General features: G+C 65.5%; 11 protein-coding genes. 6 read left to right on the top strand and 5 right to left on the bottom strand.

What is annotated here, in order from left to right; translation table 11 throughout:
* Positions 1-23: 23 nt before the first annotated feature.
* The 3 genes from G404_RS0111770 (at position 24) to G404_RS0111780 (ending at position 2,068) form a co-directional block, all read left to right on the top strand.
* The gene (locus tag G404_RS0111770; RefSeq protein ID WP_028641259.1) at positions 24-515 is read left to right on the top strand and encodes an Lrp/AsnC family transcriptional regulator; all 492 of its coding nucleotides are present in this window, start codon (positions 24-26) and stop codon (positions 513-515) included.
* Positions 516-549: 34 nt separating this feature from the next.
* Positions 550-960, top strand: coding sequence for a DUF2946 family protein (locus G404_RS0111775; RefSeq protein WP_028641260.1), 411 nt, complete (start codon positions 550-552; stop codon positions 958-960).
* 121 nt (positions 961-1,081) lie between these two features.
* On the top strand, positions 1,082-2,068 hold the full coding sequence (locus G404_RS0111780) for a transporter family protein (protein ID WP_036521229.1): 987 nt from the start codon (positions 1,082-1,084) through the stop codon (positions 2,066-2,068).
* 285 nt (positions 2,069-2,353) lie between these two features.
* On the opposite strand, the gene G404_RS18915 is transcribed toward G404_RS0111780, so the two are convergent.
* Complete coding sequence (locus G404_RS18915) at positions 2,354-6,655, bottom strand: chemotaxis protein CheB (RefSeq protein WP_084601280.1); 4,302 nt, start codon at positions 6,653-6,655, stop codon at positions 2,354-2,356.
* Positions 6,656-6,826: 171 nt separating this feature from the next.
* Here G404_RS18915 and G404_RS0111790 point away from each other — a divergent pair, with 171 nt between their 5' ends.
* Positions 6,827-7,639, top strand: coding sequence for a ferredoxin--NADP reductase (locus G404_RS0111790; RefSeq protein ID WP_028641262.1), 813 nt, complete (start codon positions 6,827-6,829; stop codon positions 7,637-7,639).
* A 27-nt stretch (positions 7,640-7,666) separates the two neighbouring features.
* Here G404_RS0111790 and G404_RS0111795 read toward each other — a convergent pair whose 3' ends face one another.
* Positions 7,667-15,295 carry a hypothetical protein gene (locus tag G404_RS0111795; RefSeq protein ID WP_156906288.1) on the bottom strand — a complete coding sequence of 2,543 codons (7,629 nt, stop codon included), beginning with the start codon at positions 15,293-15,295 and terminating at the stop codon, positions 7,667-7,669.
* On the opposite strand from G404_RS0111795, the gene G404_RS20375 reads away from it, so the two are divergent.
* Positions 15,279-15,674: a hypothetical protein gene (locus G404_RS20375; protein ID WP_156906289.1), complete on the top strand. Its 396-nt coding sequence runs from the start codon at positions 15,279-15,281 to the stop codon at positions 15,672-15,674. The genes G404_RS0111795 and G404_RS20375 overlap by 17 nt on opposite strands.
* Before the next feature lie 52 nt (positions 15,675-15,726).
* Positions 15,727-16,038: a winged helix-turn-helix domain-containing protein gene (locus G404_RS0111800; protein WP_028641264.1), complete on the top strand. Its 312-nt coding sequence runs from the start codon at positions 15,727-15,729 to the stop codon at positions 16,036-16,038.
* A 72-nt stretch (positions 16,039-16,110) separates the two neighbouring features.
* On the opposite strand, the gene G404_RS0111805 is transcribed toward G404_RS0111800, so the two are convergent.
* The 3 genes from G404_RS0111805 to G404_RS0111815 are packed head-to-tail and all read right to left on the bottom strand — an operon-like array spanning position 16,111 to position 20,768.
* Positions 16,111-17,307: a beta-barrel domain-containing protein gene (locus G404_RS0111805; protein WP_051280615.1), complete on the bottom strand. Its 1,197-nt coding sequence runs from the start codon at positions 17,305-17,307 to the stop codon at positions 16,111-16,113.
* Positions 17,308-17,367: 60 nt separating this feature from the next.
* Positions 17,368-19,464, bottom strand: a complete 2,097-nt coding sequence (locus tag G404_RS0111810; protein WP_051280617.1) for an ATP-binding cassette domain-containing protein — start codon at positions 19,462-19,464, stop codon at positions 17,368-17,370.
* Between the two features lie 2 nt (positions 19,465-19,466).
* Positions 19,467-20,768, bottom strand: a complete 1,302-nt coding sequence (locus tag G404_RS0111815; RefSeq protein WP_169719705.1) for a TolC family protein — start codon at positions 20,766-20,768, stop codon at positions 19,467-19,469.
* Positions 20,769-20,928: the final 160 nt, after the last annotated feature.

Below are 20,928 nucleotides of genomic sequence, written 5' to 3' on the forward strand. Positions count from 1 at the left end.
TTTTGCGGTATGAAACAGGCATTATGACCGAATTATCCGACAGCAGCAGGCAATTTGACGCCTTTGACCTGAAAATCCTGGCGATTGTGGCACAGGACGGGCGCATTGCCGTAACCGACCTGGCGCAGCGGGTGGGACTGTCGCGCACACCGTGCCAGCAACGGCTGCACCGCCTGATCGCATCGGGCGTGATCCAGGGGTTTCGCGCGGTGATCGATCCACGCGCGCTGGGCATGGACCACGTCGCCTATACCGAGGTCAAGCTGTCCGACACGCGCGAGGCGGCGTTGCAGGAATTCAACCGCGCGGTGCGTGGCATTGACGAGGTCGAGGAATGCCACATGATCGCCAGCAGCTTTGACTATCTGCTGAAAGTGCGCACCGCCAATATTGCGCGGTTCCGGGCGGTGCTGGGCGAAAAGATCTCGCGCCTGCCGCATGTCACGTCCACCTCGACCTTCGTGGTGATGGAGGCGGTGAAGGACAGCGCGCGAATGCCGTTGCAAAAGGGATGACAAGGCGCCGCGCCGGGCTTATGCGACCCGCGCAATGATCCTGTTCCGGGCCTTTTTCCTGCGTCACCGCACCACGGCCCTGGCCGTGATCGCGCTGGCGCTGGCGATGAAGGCGCTGATCCCCACAGGGATGATGATCGGCAGCGATGCGCGCACGCTGACCGTGCAGATCTGCGATGGCTATGCCGATGCCGCACACGCCGAGGCCAAGGCCGTGGTGATCGCGATCAAGCACCACAACCCGGCCGACAAGGCGGCGCCCGACCACCAGGCGTGCCCGTATTCGGCGCTGGGCCATGCGGGTCTTGCCGGCGCCGATCCGGCGCTGCTGGCCACTTTGCTGGCGTTTATCGTGCTGGTCGGGATCGCGGGCTTCACCGTTGTCGCTGTCCGCCTGCTGCCCCGGCTGCGGCCGCCGTTGCGCGCGCCCCCCGTGCCGGCCTGACCCGCGCTGGTCCCGCCCGACGGGATCATGCCCCGCTTCAACGCATTGCGCAAAATGGCGCGCATTTCGATCCGACAAGACGCGCACGCGCGCGCGGGTCGCACACGATGTGAGGTTTTCCATGACACGTTCCACCCCCTTTGCCTTTGCCGGCACTGTTCTGCTGGCCGCCATGACCCCCGCCAGCGCCATGGCCTGCGCCTGCGGCTGCGGCATTTTCGATTCGGGCGTGACCGGCATCACCCCCCAGGATTCGGACAGCGGCCTGTCGGTCTTTGCCCGCTATTCCACGATGGACCAGGACACCAACCGCGAGGCGGGCCACGTTGCCAGCGCGGACGACAATTCCGACAAGCGTATCAAGACCGATTTCTACACGGTCGGCCTGAACTACGTGATCGGACACAAGTGGATGATCATGGCGGAATTGCCGATGGTTCATCGCAGCTTCACCACCACCGGCGCCGATGCCAATGGCAATCCGGTGGTGGAAACGGTGCCGCTGACCGATCTGGGCGATGCCATGGTGCGCCTGACCTACACCGGGTTTGCATCCGACATGTCAACCGGCCTTGGCATCGGCATCAAGCTGCCGACCGGGCGCTATACCAGCCCGACCGACGCCTATGGCGGTCAGCCCTATGATCGCGACAGCCTGCCCGGCACCGGCAGCACCGATCTGGATATCAGCGGTTATCATGTCGGGCATATCCGCGGGCAAGCGCGCTGGTTTGTCCAGGCGCAATACCGTTTTGCGGTTGCCACGCGTGACGGTTATCGCCCCGGCAACGAGTTCGATGGTGGGCTGGGCGTGACATATGACCTGCCGGCCGGAAAGACGATCCTGTCCCCCACCCTGCAAGTGCTGGGTTCGTTGCGCGCGCGCGACACCGGCACCGAGTCCGATCCGCTGAATTCGGGGTATCAGCGCGTGCTGCTGGCACCCGGTCTGCGCGTGCAGATCACGCGCAAGCTGTCGATCTATGGCGATGTGGAGTTCCCTGTCGCGCAATATGTGAACGCGGCACGCCCATCGGACAACGCCGATTCCATGGGCCAGCTGGCAGCGCCGGTGCTGTTCAAGCTGCAGGTCAACTACGGGTTCTGACCCAGGACAAAAGAAAAGCCGGCGACTGCAAGCAGTCGCCGACTTTCAAGTGCGATGCGACCATGGCCCGACGGGGTCGACGTCGGACCGGTCCTGATTCACATCGCCAAACCCGGGGAAGGGTCAAACGGCGAAGCGGTCGGTTTGCATCTTGAAGGTTGCCTAAGGCGCGGTGCATTGTGGGCAAACCCTCGGATTCTACGCAGATGCGCAAAAGCATCGGCAAATGCTCTGGCCCACAGTACACCGGCGCCTCCGCACGCCTGCGGCCCCGCACACCGTCGCTCAGTTCAGTTCGGAATCGATCGCCAGCTTGACCAGTTCGGGGATCGAACGAACCTTCATCTTGTGCATGATTTCGGACCGGTGATTTTCGACCGTGCGCTGGCTGATGGCCAGATCGGCGGCAATATTCTTGCTCGGTTCGCCCAACAGCACGCGGCGCAGGACTTCGCGCTGGCGCGTGGTCAGCGTGGCGATGCGCGTGGCCGCCTCGCTGCGTGCGGCACCGATCAGGCGGGTATCGTGCGATTGCCCCACCGCCAGATCGACGCAGGCCAGAATTTCGGCAGAGCCGACCGGCTTTTCCAGAAAATTGCTGGCCCCGGCGCGCATCGCCGCCACGGCCAGCGCGATGTCGCCGCCCCCGGTGATCAGGATCACCGGCAGCTGATCATGCCGCGCGCGCAACGTGGCCAGCAGGTCAAGCCCGCTCATCCCCGGCATATGCGCGTCAAGCAGCAGGCAGCCCTCGCTGCCCGGGCGATAACCGCCAAGGAAGCTTTCCGCGCTGTCAAAATCGTCAACCCGCACGCCGTGGGATTCCAGCACCTCGCGCACCGCGCTGCGGATTGCCGGGTCATCGTCGACGACATAGGCAACCGGTCCGCCGGCGGCCGCTGGCGGCTTGCGCGCGGCCTTGGCCGCAACGGCCGCAACCCGCTGCACGGGGGCCTGCGGGCATAGTCGGCCGATCGTCTGCACCAGGTCGTGCGGATCGGCCGGTTTGTCCAGCCGGATGCAGTTTGCTGCAGCAATTCTGGCGATCGTAGCGGTCGAAATATCTCCGGTCAGGATGATCGCGGGCAACCCCGGCGGCAGCACGCGGCGCAACTGTTCCAGCATATCCAGCCCGTTGACCCCGTGCGGCAGGTTGTAATCGGTCAGGACCAGATCGGGGCGGACGCCGGTATCGACAACCAGACGCAGCGCATGTGCCGCATCGTGCGCGCCATGCACCACGTGGCCTTGGCGCCGCAACACCTGGGTCAGCAGATCCAGCACATCGAGATCATCTTCCACCACCATGATCGCGCAGGTTCGATGGGGTCCGGCCGCGACCGGCGCGGGCGCAACCGGCAAAGCGACCGGGGCGGGCGCAACCGCGCCCGGCACGACGATCGTGAACACAGAACCATGTCCGGGCACCGAGCGGACATTGACCGGGTAACCCAGCAGCCGACCCAGCCGCTGCACAATCGACAGACCAAGCCCCAGGCCGCCGCTGTTTTCGTGCGCCGCCATATCGACCTGGTGAAATTCCTCGAAGATCGCCTGAAGCTGGTCCGCGCGGATGCCGATCCCGGTGTCCCACACCTCGATCCGCACATCCTTGCCATCGCGACGGCAGCCCACCAGCACTTTGCCGCGCGCGGTGTATTTGATCGCATTGCCCAGCAGATTGCGCAGCATCTGGTCCAGCAGATGCGGATCGCTGTTGACCATGGCCGAACCGGGCATGATCGTCAGATCAAGATTGCGCGCCTGCGCAATGACACGAAATTCACTGCGCAACCGGTCGAACACGTCATTCAGCGCAAACTCCGACAGCCGGGGCTTGATCACGCCGGCCTCGATCTGGTTGATGTTCAACAGCGCATCGAGCATGCCCGACATGGCATGCAGTGTCTGTTCAAACCGACGCAGCAGATCGGTTTCGCGCGCGCCATCCACCGCCTGTCCCAGCAGGCCGGTCAGCAACGTCAGCGATTGCAGCGGTTGGCGCAGGTCATGGCTGGCCGCTGCCAGAAACCGCGATTTGGCAATGTTGGCGCGTTCCGCCTCAAGCTTGGCCGCCTCAAGCGCGCGGGTCACCGCCTTGGTCTGGGTGATGTCGGAAAAGGTGATGACCACGCCTTCGACCCGGGTGTCATGCGCGCGGTAGGGGAATATCCGACGCGTGAACCACGAGCCGCCCGGGGCATGCACCTCGCGATCGATCGACGCGGCTTCGGCCAGCACGCGCGCCGCATCGGCCAGCAGATCGGGATCATCGGCAATCGGACGCAGATCGGCCAACGGCCTGCCGATATCACCGGGTATGACCGCAAACAGCAGGCTGATCGCCGGGGTAAAGAAGCGGATCCGCAACCCGGCATCGAGGAACATGGTCCCGACATTGGTGCTGTAGAGCACGTTCTGCAGATCGTCAGAGGCCAGCCGCTGACGATCCAGCGTTTCCTGCAACTGGCCGTTGAGCGCGGTCAGTTCCTCGTTCAGCGATTGCAGTTCTTCCTTTGAGGTCAGCAATTCCTCGTTGGTCGACTGGAACTCTTCGTTGACCGACAGCGTTTCCTCGTTGATCGCCTTCTGCTCCTGCTCGGCGATCTGGCGGCTCTGGATCACGCTTTCGACTTCGTCGTGCGCGGCGGCCAGTTCCTTTTCCAGTTCGGCAATGCGCGCGGCATCGATGGCGGTGCCGGGCAAAGTCTGGCCCGTTTCGTGGTCTTCGACGAAACACACCAGCAGAAGATCTTCGTTGGCTTCGTTCAGCCACTGCACGTCGATGCGAAAGCTGATCGTCGCGCTGCCTGTGGTGACACGCGCGCGGCCGCCATCGACGCGCGGCTCTGCCCTGCCCGCCCGGGCAACCGCCAGCCGCAACTTGGTGCGCAAGGCCGGCGTTGCCATCGCCAGCAGGTCGAGCGAGGCATAGCCCGGCGCGACGCGCAGATACCGGTGTGTCGGCCCGACCGAATAGAGGCATTCATGCCGCCGGTTGACCAGCACGGCCGCCGGGGCATGCGTGGCCATAATCGCCTTGCTGCAGGTTTGCGCCAGGCTGGATTCCCGGGCCACGCCCGGCGCGGGACCCTCGGGCTTGATCAGCGGCAGGCTGTCGGAAAAGCTGAACGGAAACCCGGCCTCGCCAGGGCGGGAATGCCTCAGATGGCGAAAACAGCATTCGGCCTTGGCCAGCGGTTCGAACCGGTCATCGTTGCGGCCGATCGATTCGGCCGAACCGAGCAGCAGCACACCGCCCTCGTTCAGTGCAAAGTGGAACAGCGCGATGGCCTTGGCCTGCGCCTCAAGATTGAGATAGATCAGCAGATTGCGGCACGACACCAGATCGATGCGCGAAAATGGCGGATCGGCCAGCACATCCTGCACGGTAAACACGATCTGGCCGCGCAACGCCGGGGCCACGCGATAACCGGCATCTTCGCGTACGAAGAACCGCGCCAGCCGGTCGGCCGACACAACGCCTGAAATATCCAGCGGATAGACCCCTTCGCGGGCGAAGGTGATCGCATCGGCGTCAAGGTCCGAGGCAAAGATCTGAAGTTTGACATCGCCCCCGCCGGCAGCGATCGCATCGCGGCAGACCATGGCCAGCGAATAGGCCTCTTCACCGGTGCTGCATCCTGCCACCCACAGGCGCAGCGCCTGGCCAGGGGCAAGGTTGGCCAGGATCTGGGGAATGACGACGGCTTCAAGCGTTTCGAACACGCTGGCATCGCGGAAAAAACCCGTGACATTGATCAGCAGATCCTGCGCCAGCCGCTCGCATTCGGACGGATTGCGGCTCAACAGGTCGAAATAACGCGCCAGGTCGCCCGGCCGGATCGACAAAAGGCCCATCCGCCGTTCGATCCGGCGGCCGATCGTGCCGGGCTTGTAGGACAGGAAATCGTGGCCGGTGCGATCCTTGAGCAGGGTCAGGATCGCGCAAAGATCCGCCTTTTCCGGGACGGGCGCGGGGGCTGCCGCATCGCGCGTCGATCGGCGTTTGCGCAGTTCGGCCAGGGCCGCGGGAATGTCGGCCACGCGCGCGATCCGGTCGACCAGCCCGGTGGCGATCGCGGTTTGCGGCATGCCGGAAAATTCGGCTTCTTCGGGTGCTTGTGCGATCACGCGGCCGCCGGCTTCGTGCAACGCTTGCAGCGCCGCGCTGCCGTCGCCGCCCGTGCCCGACAGGATCACCGCAATGGCGCGCGCGCCGCACGATTGCGCCATCGATCGCAACAGGAAATCGAAAGGCAATCGCACGCCATGGCGCAGATCGGGCGCAGTCAGGTGCAACAGCCCGGATCGCACCGAAAGGAACCGGCCCGCGGGGATGACATAGACGTGATCGGCCAGCAGCGTTCCGCCCTCGGCCGCTTCGACCACCGGCATCGTGGTGTGTTCCCCCAGCAGATCGGCCATCAGGCTTTTGTGCGCGGGATCAAGATGCTGGACCACGATAAAGGTCATGCCGGTCTGTGCCGGAATCGCCTCGAACAGCCGCGAAACCGCCTCCAGCCCACCGGCCGATGCCCCGATGGCAACAATCGGCCCGACTGCGGCCACGGTGTTTGCAAGCATTATCAAGGCCTTTTCGCAACGACCGGATGGCGCGGGACGTAGCGGGCGGCCTGATCGATCATGTCACGCTTTTTTGGCCCACCGAAGGCATAGCATAGCCTATGACATTCGGTGGTATGGATAATCGCCGCATTCTGGTGTCTGATAGGCGTGTTGGCGTGGAGATGGTGAATGTTCAGTGCGCAGATAGTGCTTGGCGTCAAACACTGGACGCCCGAATTGTTCAGCTTTTCGCTGTCGCGGCCCGATGGGTTCAAGTTTCAGTCGGGCCAGTTCGTGATGCTGAACCTGCCCGAACGCGACGGGTATCAACCCAAGCCGCGTGCCTATTCGATCATCTCGCCCAACTATGCCGACGAGCTGGAATTCCTGTCAATCGTCGCCCCCGATGGCCAATTGACCACGCACCTGAAGGACATCGTGCCGGGCGATCACGTGCTGGTCGGATCAAAGCCGACCGGCACGCTGGTCCACAGTGCGCTGCTGCCCGGCCGCAACCTGTACCTGATCGGCACCGGCACGGGGATTGCCCCGTGGATGAGCATTGCCCGTGACATCCACACCTATGGCGACGAAGACCTTGGCATCGACCGCAAGTTCGATACCGTGACATTGTGCCACGGCGTGCGCCATGCGCGCGAACTGGTGTTCCGCGATTACCTGGAACAGGGCATTTTTGCCGAAGAGTTGCTGGGCGATGTGGTGCGCGGGCGCCTGCGTTATTACCCCTCGGTCACGCGCGAGGCCTTTGTGCGCAATGGCCGGGTGACCGATCTGATCACGTCGGGCCAGCTGTTCCGCGATCTCGGACTTGACCAGACGCAGTTCGATCCGGCAACCGACCGGGTGATGATCTGCGGCAACATTCCGGTCAACCACGCGATGAAGGACATCTGCGTGGCGCATGGCCTGCACGAAGGATCGACCCACCGCCCCGGCACCTTCGTGATGGAACGCGCATTCGTGGACCATGCCACCCCATAACAGCACGCGGACCTGTCCCGACGCCTGTCACAGATGCCTGACGATGCCTTGCGAAAGGCTGGCCTGGGCAAGATGTCCGCGTGCGATGGTGTCGGCAGGGTCAAGCGCCACCGCCAGATCGCTGCTGCCTTGGCGGGTTGCCCCCAGCAGATGCGCCCAATCGGCAAAGGCGCCGCTGGCGAAGGGCACCGTATCATGCGCCGCGCCGGTGGGGGCAAAGTCCTTGATCGGCCCCAGTCCCGGCCTTGTGGCAAAACCGAGCGTGGCGCTGGCCGCCTGGCCAAACCGGGTATCGCCGGCTGTGGCGGTTGCGGACGCCGCCTTGGGCGGATCGCCGATCAGCAAGTTGCCATAAAAGCCCGACCCCGCCCCGCTGGTCGTGACGCTGAGGCTGACCGAGATATTGGCAACATTGCCTGCATAAAGCGTTCCTGCCAACGACCCCAGATCGACCGCATTGTTGGTGAAATAGGCCTTTGCCGCCGCACCGCTGGTAAAACTCTGGTTCAGCACGGTGCTGCCGTTGGCGATGATGGTCAGCGTAACCCCGGTAACCCCGGTGCCAACCAGCGTGCCGCCATACAGGCCAACCAGCAGATCCTGCCGCAGGGCCAGCTGGCCAAGATCCACGCTTTCGCTGACCGTGCTCGTGGTCGTCTCTGCGGTGATGCCCGCGGTGGTATAAGCCCCGCCCACTTCGGCAATGCCGAAGTAGGACGGCGTTACGGCAAAGGCGCTGGCGATGGTGCTGTTTGCCGCCAGGATGGTCGCCACATTGGCCGCGGTCGGCGCACCGGTAATCACGGCCACACCCTGATCGGTGGTATCGCTGGCGGGCGTGGCCACGCCGAACTGAACCGCCGAGACATCCTTGGCACTGTCGGCGATCGTGCCGTTGCCTTCAAGGCTGGTTGAAACCGACGCCCTGGCCGAATCGACCAGCTGTCCGGTCGTGCCCTGTGCCGCGACCGCCGCAGAACTGGTCACCTGGGCATAGCCGCCTGCGCCCGTGGCCGATGCGGTGGCCTTGGCCGAACTGCCCGCGCCCAGACCGCCGGTGGCCACAATCTGCGACACTGCGTGGCTGACCCCGGCTGCCGAACCGGTGGCGGTGGCCGCGCCGCCCGCGCCCGTGGAGCCGCCCGATCCGCCATTGCCGCCCAGCGCCGTCACGTACAGATCGACCGATTTGCCCGCGATGATCGTGCCATTTCCGATGGCAGCGGCACCATTGCCCCCGGTTCCGCTGTCCGATCCCCCGCCCGCGCCGGCATAGGCCTGGATTGAGCCATAGACTTCGGCCGATTGCGTGGTCAGTGCGGTGTCGTTGTCGGTCAGGATCGACGTTGCGGCCCCGCCTGCACCCCCTGTGTCCGTGCCGTAGCCATAACCACCGTTCCCGCCCGTCGCCGTCTGGGTCAGGCTGACGCTGCCGCCGTTGGATTGGCCGGTAACCGCGTTGGTCAGGGTGGATGCGCCACCCGCGCCGCCGTTTGCGCCGCCCGATCCGCTGCCGCCGATCCCGCTTTTCTGGTTGACGCCGACCTGGACCGAACCGGCGCCCGCGCTGGTTGCCTTGGCGGTCGATCCGCTGGCAACCCCGCCCGCACCACCCACTTTGCCCGCACCCGTGGCATAGCCGCCGTTTCCGGCATAGGCCGTGGCGCTGGCGGCGACGGTTTCTGTGCCGGTGGTGGTCGACGCGGCAGTCACGTTGGCTTTGGCCGTTCCGCCGGCGGCGCCGCTGGCAGTGGTTCCGCCAAAGCCACCATCACCGCCATAGCCATTGGCAGCGGCGGTGACCGCGTGGGCGCCGGTGATCGCTGCCAAAGCGGTGCCCGAACCGCCGGCCTTCGACGTACCGGTATCGGTGCCCCCGCCGCCGCCGCCCAGCGCATTGGCCTGCGCGCCCAGCGTCAGACTTGTCGTGTCGCTTGTCGTCAGGCTTGACACCGCCAGCCCGCCCAGGCCGGCCGTGCCGCCATACGAATAGCCGCCGGCACCGCCCGTGGCATTCTGGGTCAGCGCAACCGCCCCGCCGCCGGATTGGCCCAGGGCTGCGTTGGTCAGGCCGGATGCGCCGCCCGCCCCACCGGCAGCACCATTGTACCCGGTGCCCCCGCTGCCGCCGGTCTGGGTGACGCTGGCCGAAACCGAGCCGTTGCCGGTGCTGGTCGCTTTGGCCGACGAACCCGAACCCGCGCCGCCTGCCCCCGCCACTTTGCCTGCGCCCGACGCATAGCCGCCGCCACCGCCCCGGGCGGTCGCACTGGCCGTGACCCCCTGGTTGTTGAGGGTTGTCGACGCGGCAACGACGGTTGCCCTGGCTGCGCCGCCTGCCGCACCGCTGGCGGTCGTTTCGCCCGCGCCGCCGCTGCCGCCATACGCATACGCCTCGCCATCCACGGTGGATGTGCCGGTCAATGTGGTAGAGGCTGTTCCCGCGCCCCCGGCCTTGGCCGTGCCGGTGTTGGTGCTGCCGCCAGTGCCCCCGCTGCCTGTGGTTTCGGCATAGACATAGCTGCTGTGCGGTGCCTTGGTTGCATCGTTGGCGACCAGCAGCGATGTGCCCGCACCACCCAGGCCGGCAATGCCGGTGTCGGTGTTGCCGCCTGCGCCACCCGCTGCGTTCTGATCGAGATACAGGTCGCCGCCATTGGATTGGCCGGACGCCGCATTCGATAGCGTCGACGCCGCCCCGGCACCGCCGGTGGCACCGGTATTGCCCACGCCGCCAGCACCCCCGGTCTGGTTGACGGTGGCCTGCGCGGACCCGCTGCCGGTGGTGGTTGCCTTGGCGGTGGACAGACTGGCAAGCCCCCCGGCACCCGCGACCTGGCCTGCGCCCGTTGCACTGCCACCCGCACCACCGGTGGCAGTGCCCGTTGCGGCGATCGTTTCGGTGCCCGACGTTGTCGATGCTGCCGCCGCGATCGCCTTTGCCGAGCCGCCGACCGCGCCATTGGCCGCGGTATCGCCAGAACCGCCGCTGCCCCCATTGGCGGTTGCATTTGCGTTGACCGCAAACGCACCGGTCAGCGTGGTTGACGCGGTCGCGGCCCCGCCGGCGGCGGTCTTGCCGGTGTCGGTGCCCCCGCCATTGCCGCCATAGGCGGTGGCTTCGCCATACAAGGTCTTGCTTTGGGTGGGGTTGGCCGTGGCATCGTTGAAAGTCAGGTTCGATGTGCCGATACCGCCGACCCCCGCCGACGCGCCGTGCGCATAGCCGCCAGACCCGGCATAGGCATTCTGCGACAGTTGCAGGCTGCCCAGATTGGTCGCGCCGGTCGCGGTGCTGGTCAATGTTGCGCTTGCGCCCGCACCGGCATTGGCCCCCGAATAGCCGATGCCGCCATTGCCGCCTGTCTGGTTGACCAGGATTTCGGCGCTGCCATTGCCCGCAGTGGTTGCCCTGGCGGTTGATCCGCTGGCCACCCCGCCCGCGCCGGCCGTCTTGCCCGCACCGCTGGCATAGCCGCCGGCGCCGCCGTTCGCTCTGGCGGTGGCGTAACTGCTGTCGGCGCCTGTGCTTTTGCCGATGGCCGTCGCCGCCGCGGCGGCCGTGCCGCCTGCTGCGCCGCTGGCGGTGGTTTCGCCCGCGCCGCCCGTGGCGCCATAGGCATCCGCTTCGGAAACCACGGTATGCGCGCCGGTCAAAGTCGACAGCGACTGCGCGTTCCCGCCCGCCGATGCGGTGCCGGTATCAGTGCTGCCACCGGTTCCGCCGCGCGCGACGACCTGGCCGTTGACTGTGCTGCTGACCGTGGCGTTGATCGTATCGTCGAATGTCAGGTCCGACGTTGCTCCGCCTGCCGCACCCGCCACCGCGCTGTCGGTGTTGCCGCCCGCGCCGCCCGTGGCATTCTGGGTCAGGTCAAGATAGCCGCCGCCCGATTGGCCGCTGACTGCATTGAGCAGGCTTGAAGCGACCCCTGCCCCGCCGTTCGCGCCGGTATAGCCAAAGCCCCCGCTGCCGCCGGTCTGGTTGACCGTGGCATAGAGATAGCCGTTGCCCGCGCCAGTGACACGGGCGCTGGATCCGCTGGCCACGCCACCCGCGCCGCCGGTCTGGCCCGCGCCGGTGGCATAGCCGCCTGCGCCGCCGGTGGCGCTGGCCGTGGCCTGGTTGGTGGCGCTGTCGGCTGCCGAGGCATTGGCATCGGCCGCAGCCGTTGCCGTGCCGCCGACTGCGCCGCTGGTGGTGGTGTCGCCCACGCCACCGGCGCCCCCATTGGCGGTGGCGTTCGAACCGATCGAGGTAGCGCCGTTCAGCGTCGAGGCGGCGCTGGCATTGCCGCCTGCCGCCGCAGTGCCGGTGTCGGTGCCGCCGCCATGGCCACCATTGGCGTTGACGCTCGCGGAAAACGAACCGGCCGGCGTCAGCCCCAGGTTGTCGGTAAAGGTCAGACCCGATGTTGCCGCAGCGCCGACACCGGCGGTGCCGCCATGCGAATAGCCGCCGGCACCACCGTTGGCGGACTGGTTCAGGCTGATGGTGCCGCCATTGGTCTGTGCCTGCACGCCGTTGATGACCGTTGCTGTGCCGCCGGCGCCGCCGGTTGCGCCGCTGTAGCCGACGCCGCCATTGCCGCCAGACTGCGTAACAAAGGCCTGCACAGTGCCATTGCCGGCGGTCTGCGCGATGGCATTGGACTGCAGCGCTGCACCGCCTGCACCGGCCACTTGGCCCGCGCCGGTGGCGTAGCCGCCATTGCCCCCGTTGGCATAGGCCGAGGCCGCAACCGTATCGCCCTTGAGCGTGGTCGACGCCGCACTGGCCGCGGCAAAGGCGGCACCCCCGGCGCTGCCGCTGGCCGTTGTTTCGCCAAGCCCGCCTGTGCCGCCATTGGCGGTGGCGGCGGCATTCACCGCGTGCGCGCTGGTCAGCGTGGCCGATGCATTGGCATCGCCGCCCTTGGTGGTCGTGCCGGTGTTGGTGTTGCCGCCCGTGCCGCCTTGCGCAAATGCGGTGCCGTAGACATTGCTGCTTTGCGTGGATCTGGTCGTTTCGTCGAACGCCAGGTTCGATGCCGCAGCACCTGCCGCACCGGCAGCACCGCTATCGGTTGCCCCGCCATTGCCGCCATAGGCCTCCTGATCGAGCGACAGCGTGCCAAGATTGGACTGGCCGGACACGGCATTGGTCAACGTCGATGATGCGCCGGCACCGCCTGTGGCGCCGTTGTAGCCCGCGCCGCCGATCCCGCCAGCCTGGTTGACGCTGGCCGTAATCGAACCGGCACCCGCGCTTGTCGCGGTGGCGCTTGATCCGCTTGCCGCGCCGCCCGCACCTGCGGTTTGCCCGGCGCCATCGGCGGAACCGCCAGCACCCCCGGTTACGGTCGCGGCCGCATTGACCGATTCGGTGCCGGTGGTTTTGGAGATGCCCGTGGCGGCAGTCTGGGTTACCGCCCCGCCGGCAGACCCTGAGCCCGTGGTTTCGGCTATCCCGCCACTGCCGCCATAGGCGCTGACCGTCGCATTCACAGTATGCGCCCCGGTCAGCGACGACACGGCTGTGGCCGCGCCACCGGCCGTGGTCTGGCCGGTATCGGTGCTGCCGCCGGTGCCGCCTTGCGCTTCGACTTGCGCATAGATCGAGCTGCTCTGCGTTGTCCTGGTCGTATCGTCGAACGCAAGGTTCGATGTGGCAGCACCGCTGCCACCGGCGGTTCCGCCATAGGAGAAGCCGCCAGCGCCGCCTGTGGCGGTCTGGTAAAGACTGATGCTGCCGCCCTTGGTCTGGGCCGACACGCCGTTGGTTACCGTCGATGATGCGCCCGCGCCGCCTGTAGCCCCGCCATACGCGACACCGCCGCCGCCGCCGATCTGGTTCACACCAGCCTGGGCGCTGCCATTGCCGGCGCTGGTCGCGGTGGCACTTGATCCGCTGGCTATGCCGCCGGCGCCCGCCACCGTGCCGGCACCGGTGGCATAACCGCCGCGCCCGCCGGTGGCCGTGGCGCCCGCGCTGATGGTTTCGCCGCCGGTGGTTTTGGAGGCCGCACCGGCCACGGCGGTGGCCGCGCCGCCGGCCGCGCCGCCGGCGTTGGTAATGCCCACACCCCCGCTGCCGCCCGTGGCATTGGCCGACGACGTAGCCGCATGCGCCCCGGTCAGCACCGACGAAGCCGTGGCCGCGCCGCCTGCTTTGGCGGTGCCGGTGTTGGTGCCGCCGCCAGTACCGCCCTGCGCATTGGATTGCTGGTTGATCGTGCTGCTTTGGGTGGTCCTGGCGGTTTCGTCGAATGTCAGGTTTGACGTTGCCGCGCCGCCTGTTGCGGCCGTGCCGCTGTCGGTGCTGCCCGCGTTGCCGCCGGTGGCATTCTGAGTCAGGTACAGGCTGCCCAGGTTGGATTGCCCCGACACCGCGTTGGTCAGCGTGGTCGCCCCCCCGGCCCCGGCGGTTGCCCCGCCATAGCCTGCGCCGCCATACCCGCCATTTTGCGTAACGGTCGCCTCGACCGTGCCGTTGCCGGCGCTGGTGGCAGTGGCGCTCGATCCGGTTTCGGTTCCGCCCGCGCCGCCGGTTTTGCCAAGACCCGTGGCATATCCGCCGGTGCCGCCACTGGCTGTGGCCGTTGCGGTAATCTGTTGCGCACCGGTGGTTTTTGACACGGCACTCGCTGTGGCCTTGCCGGTGGATCCGGCGGCGCCGCTGGCATTGGTCTGCCCCGAACCGCCGCTGCCGCCATTGGCCGTAGCTTGCGACGCGACGGCAAATGCGCCGGTCATCGTGGACGTGGCGGTCGCGCCTGCGCCGGCTTTGGCAGTACCGGTATCGGTGCCGCCGCCGCTGCCGCCTTGGGCATGGACTTGCGCGCTCAGCGAAGCGCTTTTGGTCGCAGCGGCGGTATCGTCAATGGTCAGGCTTGAACCCGCAGCACCCGCCGCACCCGCCACGCCGCTGTAGGAATACCCACCCGATCCGCCATAGGCATATTGGCTGAACCCCAGGCTGCCTCCGTTCGAGCTGCCCGAAACGGCATTGGTCAGGCTTGAAATCCCGCCGGCGCCCGCGGTGGCACCGCTATAGCCTGTGCCGCCATTGCCCCCCGACTGGTTGACATAGGCCTGCACGCTGCCATTGCCTGCGCTGGTTGCCCTGGCGGTCGAACCGCTGACCGATCCGCCCGCCCCGGCGACGCCCGCGGGGCCCGTGGCATTGCCGCCCTGGCCGCCCGATGCCTGGGCAGAGGCATAGACGCTGTCACCGGTGTTGGCCGTATCGGCAGAGGTGCCCGTGGCCCTGGCTGTTCCCCCGGCGCCAGCCGCGTTGCCGGCACCATTGGTCAGACCTGCGCCGCCCACCCCCGCCGAACCGCCATTGCCGCCGCTGGCATAGGCCTGCGCCGTTGCAGGGCCGGCCGTTGCGGTCGAGGCGGTGGCCGTTGCGCCGCCGCCGGCGCCGCCGGCACCGCCTGCGCCGCCCGCGCCGGTATAGACGCCGGTACCGGGTGCAGTCGTGCCGTTTGCCCCTGCCCCACCCAAACCACCGGTGCCACCCTGGATACTGGCCGTGTTGGTCGCATCGGTCGGCGTGCTCGTGGCGCCTGTAACCGTCTGGCCCGCGGTGCCGTTTCCGCCGCTTGCCCCCGGAGTGGTGCCATTTGCACCGTTGGTTCCGCTTGTTCCGGTGATGTTCACGCTGCCCATGGCACTATCCCCTGATGTCTGGCTGCGGCCGAACCCCTGCGAATGGCACAAGTCCATCGCGCCCGGTCCCATCAGTCAAACTGAACTGGGGTCAGGCTCAAGCCAATTTGGCATTCCAAATACGTGGATTGTTGTTTGCCTTGGCGAGCCGACACACGAATTTAACACGTCCGGCCTGATTCGCAACAAAACGAAGTGCCAGCAATTACAGCACTTTGGTAAAAAGACCCGCGAACATTGCGCATCAAACCAGATTGACTGCTGCATCGCCACAAACATCAGGCAAACATTTGCGGTCAACGCGGCCACGCAACGGCGATGGCAACGCCCGATATGCGCACAGAAATTTGCAAGCGCGATCAGATCCATTCCGGATTGACGTAGTATTACTTATTTGAATTTTCGGAAAAATTCGAGATACCCCGCAGCACATGAAACATTTTGTTATCAACGAAGAAAAGGTCGATCCGACCATAAATGGATTCAGTGAATCTGATCTTTTGACCGTTGAAGGACAAATCACGCTGTTGCTGATCCGCGGCCCGCGCCCGGCGGGCGACATTTACGGATCAGTGAAGGCCAGCCAGCCGACTGTTTCGCGAAAAATATCGCGCCTGCTCGATCAGGGCATCCTTGAAGTGGCAATTTCAACCCAGGATCGCCGCGTTCCGATTTACAATCTTTCGGAAAGGATCCGGGTGTTTTTAAGACAAAGTGAAATCATGAACGATATTTTTCCATGACATCACTTCGTCTTGCAAAGCGTCGTATAAAAACCTGAAAATCAGGGCTTTGACCGGCCTTGCGCGCCGACGCTATTTTTCATTCATTGCCTCGGCCAGCGTCTTGATGATCGGCTTCAACAGATAACCGAGCACGGTTCCGCTGCCGGTCTTGATCTCGACAGTGGCCGTCATGCCCGGCTGAAGCTGCACGGCATGTCCGGCCGGCCCCTTCATATGGCGTGTATCGACCCGGATATGCACCCGATAGAACGTGCGCTCGGCCGTGCCGGGTGATTGTTCGGACAATGTGTCAGGGCTGATATAGGTGACCACGCCGTCCGCGCTGCCGAAAATGCTCGAATCATAGGCGTCGAATTTCAGCGAAGCGCCCTGCCCGACCCGGATATAGGCGATATCCGATGGCGAAACTTTCGCCTCGACGATCAGTTCCTGCCCGGTGGGTACGATCTGCGCCAATTCATCCGCCGCGCGCAGCACCCCGCCCTCGGTTGTAAACCGCACATTTTTAACCACGCCGTCGGTCGGCGCCCGGATCACCGTATCCAGCATGCCTGCCTGCCGCTGCTTCAGCACTTCGCGCGCGGTAACCAGATCCTCGCCCACTTTGGCGTATTCCGCCTGCAGATCCTGCAGGTATTTGTTGCGCGTGTTGTCGGACTGCGCCTCGATATCGACAACCTGGCGCTGCAACCGCATGACTTCCGACCGGCTGACATCGCCCGATTTCAGCAGCGGCTGGTTCAGTTCGAGTTCGTTCTGCGCCAGCGCGCGCATGCGATCGAGCGACGCCAGTTGTTCGTGCAGCGATGTCCTGCGCTTCAGATAAAGCTGCTTCTGGCTTGCCTCAAGCTCGGCAAACTGTGACGAGTCCGACGGGAACGACAGCGGCTTGTCGAACAGTTCCGCTTCGATCCGGGCCATCTGCGCCTGCAACGCGGCCACCCGCCCCTTGGCCTCGTCAACGCCCGCGCTCACTTTGGCCTGGTCCAGCAGGAACAACGGCTGGCGCGCCTTCACGTGGTCGCCTTCCCTGACCAGGATGCGGGTGATCTGGCCGCCGTCGGGTGCCTGGATGATCTGATCGCGACCCGCCGGAATGATCTGGCCGGTGGCGCGGCTGGTCTGGTCCAGCGTGGCGAAATAGCCCCAGCCCACCGCAGTGGTCATCAGCAGGACACTGAACAGGATGATCCGGCTTGACCGACGCCGGCGGCGGTCGCCGTCCAGCTTGTTCAAATGGGCTTTGGTGGCGATTTCATGAGACATGGGTTTTTCCGCATATTCTGGATCGGGTGCGCGATGCGCGTGACGGGAACCGGATCACGCTCAGGCATCGGCCTGATAGGTAAACTGCTTGGCCTGGGGCGAGCTGTCCTGCGGTTTTGGCCGCAGGCGTTCGAGCACATCCTCGGTCTTGCCATCGAGCACGATCCGCCCGTCCATCATCACGATCAGCCGATCGACCAGCCGCAGCAATTGCGACTTGTGCGTGACCATCACGATCGCCGAACGGGCGTGCTGGGCAAACAGTTTGCGCAGCACATTGGCTTCGGTTTCGGGGTCGAGATTGGCGGTTGCCTCGTCCAGAAACAGAAACGCCGGATCAAACAGCAGCGCCCGGGTCAGCCCGACCAGCGCGCGCTGCCCCCCTGACAGCCCCTGGCCCCCTTCGGTGATCGGCAGATCCAGGCCCATCGGATGCTGGCGGATCAGGCCTTCCAGCCCGGTGGCGCCAACCGCCGTCATCAGTGCCTCGTCCGACGAATTCGCCACGCCAAGCGTCAGGTTGTCGCGCAGGCTGCCGCTGAGCAGATGATAGTCCTGCGGCAGATAGGCGATGCGCTGGCGCAAGTCGTTTTCGGCCACTTGCGCCATGTTCAGCCCGTCGATCGACACCTGACCCTGCTGCGCGGCATAAAGCCCCGCCAGCGTTTTCAGCAGGGTCGACTTGCCCGAGCCGATATTGCCGACAATCCCGACCTTTTCGCCACGGCCGATGAACAGCCCCGGCACATCGATGCCCGAGCGCGCACCGGCATATTCAAACCGCACACCTTGCAGCCGGATGCCCGACTGCACTTCGGGCAGGCGCAGCGTGCTTTGCCCGACCGCGCGGTCGCGCGGCAGCGACAGCAGACTGTCCAGCGCCTTCAACGACGATTTGGCATAGCCCCACTGCACCACCAGATTGGGCAGCGACGCCACCAGCGGCCCGTTGATGCGGCCGCCGATGATCGTACACGCGATCAGCCCACCCATCGACAGCTGGTGATCCGAGATCGCGAAGGCCCCGACAATGATGATGCCCATATAGGCCAGCTGTTGCAGGAAATTGAATGTCGAACCGGCCAGCGTCGACCAGCGGCGCACATGGTCGTCATGGTGATGCACGCGTTCGACCAGCGTGTTCCACGCGGCCAGCATGTGCCAACCGCCCAGATTGGCCTTGATCGTTTCGGCCGAAGCCAGCGATTCCACCAGCAGGCCGTTCTTGCGATTGCCCGACACCTGCGCCTTGGCGGTGTCGCTGCGGATCAGGCGGGAAAAGCCCAGCGCCATCCCGATCGACAACGGAAACGTGATCAGCGGCACGATCACCACCGGACCACCGATCATCCACAGCACGACCAGGAACAGCACCGCAAACGGCAGATCGGCCAGCACGAACAGCGATGCCGAAGCCAGCACGCTGCGGATCTGTTCCAGCCCGCGCAATTGCGCGGCCATCGTGCCCACGCCACCCGACCGCGCATCAAGGCGCACCGCCTGCATCCGCGCAAAAAAGTATTCCGAAACTTCGGCATCGATCTCGGACGCTTCGCGATCGACCATGTTGGCGCGCGTGTTGCGGATCAGGAAATCGAACAGCTGGGCAACCAGCATGCCGAACGACAGCACCCACAGCGTGGAAAAGCTGGAACGCGGGATGACGCGGTCATAGACCTGCATCGAATAGACCGAGGTGACCAGCGCCAGCAGGTTGATCATCACGGTGGCCACCGTCGCCTCGACGATCATGCGCCTGCGCCCGGCTATCGCGCGGACAAACACGCTGCGCGCCGACTGCGGATTATGTTCGCCCGGCGTTTTGGGAAAGCTCAGATAGGCCAGCAGCAGATCGGGCGACCAGGTGCATTCGACCACGCCACCCACGGTGATGACGCGAATGGTGTCTTCGTCCTGCCACTGTTCGGCGATCGCCCAGCCCGTGTCGGGCATGAACACGAACATTGGAAAGGCATTGGATTTGGGCCGGCCCCGCACGGTGATCGGCGGTTCCCAACCCAGCAGCGCGCTCAGCTGCGCCAGCGCCTGATCGTCGTCGATCGCGATGTCGATTTCGACAGCCGACTGCCAGTCGGGCGCCAGGTTGGCATGAACGCGGCGTGCCAGCGCCGCCACGAGATCGAAAAAGGGCGACACGATCAATTCTGCCTTTTGGTTTCATCGGGCACCACGCCCATGCGGATCAGCAGACGCGTCTGCATCAACAGCGCCTCGTAATGGATGTCGACGACATCCAGCTGCGCGGTCATGGCCTCGCGCACCGCGTTCATCACGTCGAGCCAGGTGCGTTTGCCGGCGGTGAACTGCCGCAAGTACGAATCGCGCACTTCATCGTTGGACAGGCTCGATTCAGTCGCCACGCCCGATCGCGCCAGCGCGGATTTGTAATCGATGAAATCCGCCGCGATCTCGGCCCGCAGGTCGTGCACGGCGGTATCGACTTTCTGGCTGGCGGCGGTTTCGCGAAGACCCGCGGCCTTGGCCGCAACGATCTGCGACAGGCCGGTGGCCTGCGCCTTCAGCGCCACGCCCACCCGATGGTGATAGATCTGGTCGTAATCGTATTCGAGGTTCAGGCTGGGGATGCTGGCCGAACGGCTGGCCCGGGCGTCGGCCGCGGCCACCTGCGCCTCGGCCAGCAGCCGCTTGCGCTGCGGATCCTGCCCCTCGGCGATGCCCTGGATATCGTCCATCGCGCCGTTCAGGCCCAGGCTGCCGACGATCGGCGTATCGCTGACGCTGTATTCGGGATCGACCAGCTGTTCCTGCAGCCGGCGCAGCGCCGCTTCGCGCTGGGCCAGGGTCGAATCGCGGATGATCCGCACTTGCAGCGTGCGCGTGCGCGCCAATTGCAGATCGGATTGCGGGCTCAATTCCTGCTCCACGCGGCGGTGCATCGATTCCTGCATGCCCTCGAGCGCGGCCAGGTTGCGGTCGATGATGCGGATCCGTTCGGACAGGCGTTTGCATTCGAAAAACTGTGCCGCGACCTGCAGCATCACATCGCGGCGCGCCTGGTCAAAGCTGGCGCTGGCACCGCGCTGGTTGGCGATGGCGCGGCTGATGCCGGCCTGGACATGGCCGAAATCCACCAGCGGCAGATCGACCGTCAGCGTGGGTCCGAACCGCGCCGGTTCATCGCCCTGCACACCGTAATAATTGGATTGCACCGACACCGTCGGCGCGCGCTGCCATTTGGCGGCGCGGATATCGACGCCGGCGGCCTGCGCCTCGGTCTTGGCCGAAGTGACCGCGGGATTGCGATCAAGGGCGGTCGCAAACGCCGCCGCCAGATCGGGGTCGAACGGAATTGCGGGGATCTGCACCGCATCACCGGCATCCTGCTGCGCGGGCACTTGCGCCAGTGCGGGAACAGGCACCGGCCGCGATCCGGCCGACGCCGCGTCTTCACCGGCGATGGCGGTGGATGTGCAGGACATGAACACCAGGCAAGCAGCGAAGTAATGCGTCATCTTAAGGCCGGACGGCATGATCATATCCATAAGTCGGCTCTTACCACAGATCATTGTCATATTAATCAAGTGATTGGGGTAAATCGGTTATTTACAGAATAACGCGCGATCCATTTACCGGCACACC

This window comes from Novosphingobium acidiphilum DSM 19966 (assembly GCF_000429005.1).
Lineage (GTDB): Bacteria > Pseudomonadota > Alphaproteobacteria > Sphingomonadales > Sphingomonadaceae > Novosphingobium > Novosphingobium acidiphilum.

Excerpts from the sequence above, each read along its gene's own strand:
- G404_RS0111770 (WP_028641259.1), top strand. The coding sequence starts at position 24 with ATGACCGAATTATCCGACAGCAGCAGGCAATTTGACGCCTTTGACCTG.
- G404_RS18915 (WP_084601280.1), bottom strand. The coding sequence starts at position 6,655 with ATGCTTGCAAACACCGTGGCCGCAGTCGGGCCGATTGTTGCCATCGGG.
- G404_RS0111815 (WP_169719705.1), bottom strand. The coding sequence starts at position 20,768 with ATGTCCTGCACATCCACCGCCATCGCCGGTGAAGACGCGGCGTCGGCC.
- G404_RS0111790 (WP_028641262.1), top strand. The coding sequence starts at position 6,827 with ATGTTCAGTGCGCAGATAGTGCTTGGCGTCAAACACTGGACGCCCGAA.
- G404_RS0111780 (WP_036521229.1), top strand. The coding sequence starts at position 1,082 with ATGACACGTTCCACCCCCTTTGCCTTTGCCGGCACTGTTCTGCTGGCC.
- G404_RS0111800 (WP_028641264.1), top strand. The coding sequence starts at position 15,727 with ATGAAACATTTTGTTATCAACGAAGAAAAGGTCGATCCGACCATAAAT.
- G404_RS0111795 (WP_156906288.1), bottom strand. The coding sequence starts at position 15,295 with ATGGGCAGCGTGAACATCACCGGAACAAGCGGAACCAACGGTGCAAAT.
- G404_RS20375 (WP_156906289.1), top strand. The coding sequence starts at position 15,279 with ATGTTCACGCTGCCCATGGCACTATCCCCTGATGTCTGGCTGCGGCCG.
- G404_RS0111775 (WP_028641260.1), top strand. The coding sequence starts at position 550 with ATGATCCTGTTCCGGGCCTTTTTCCTGCGTCACCGCACCACGGCCCTG.
- G404_RS0111805 (WP_051280615.1), bottom strand. The coding sequence starts at position 17,307 with ATGTCTCATGAAATCGCCACCAAAGCCCATTTGAACAAGCTGGACGGC.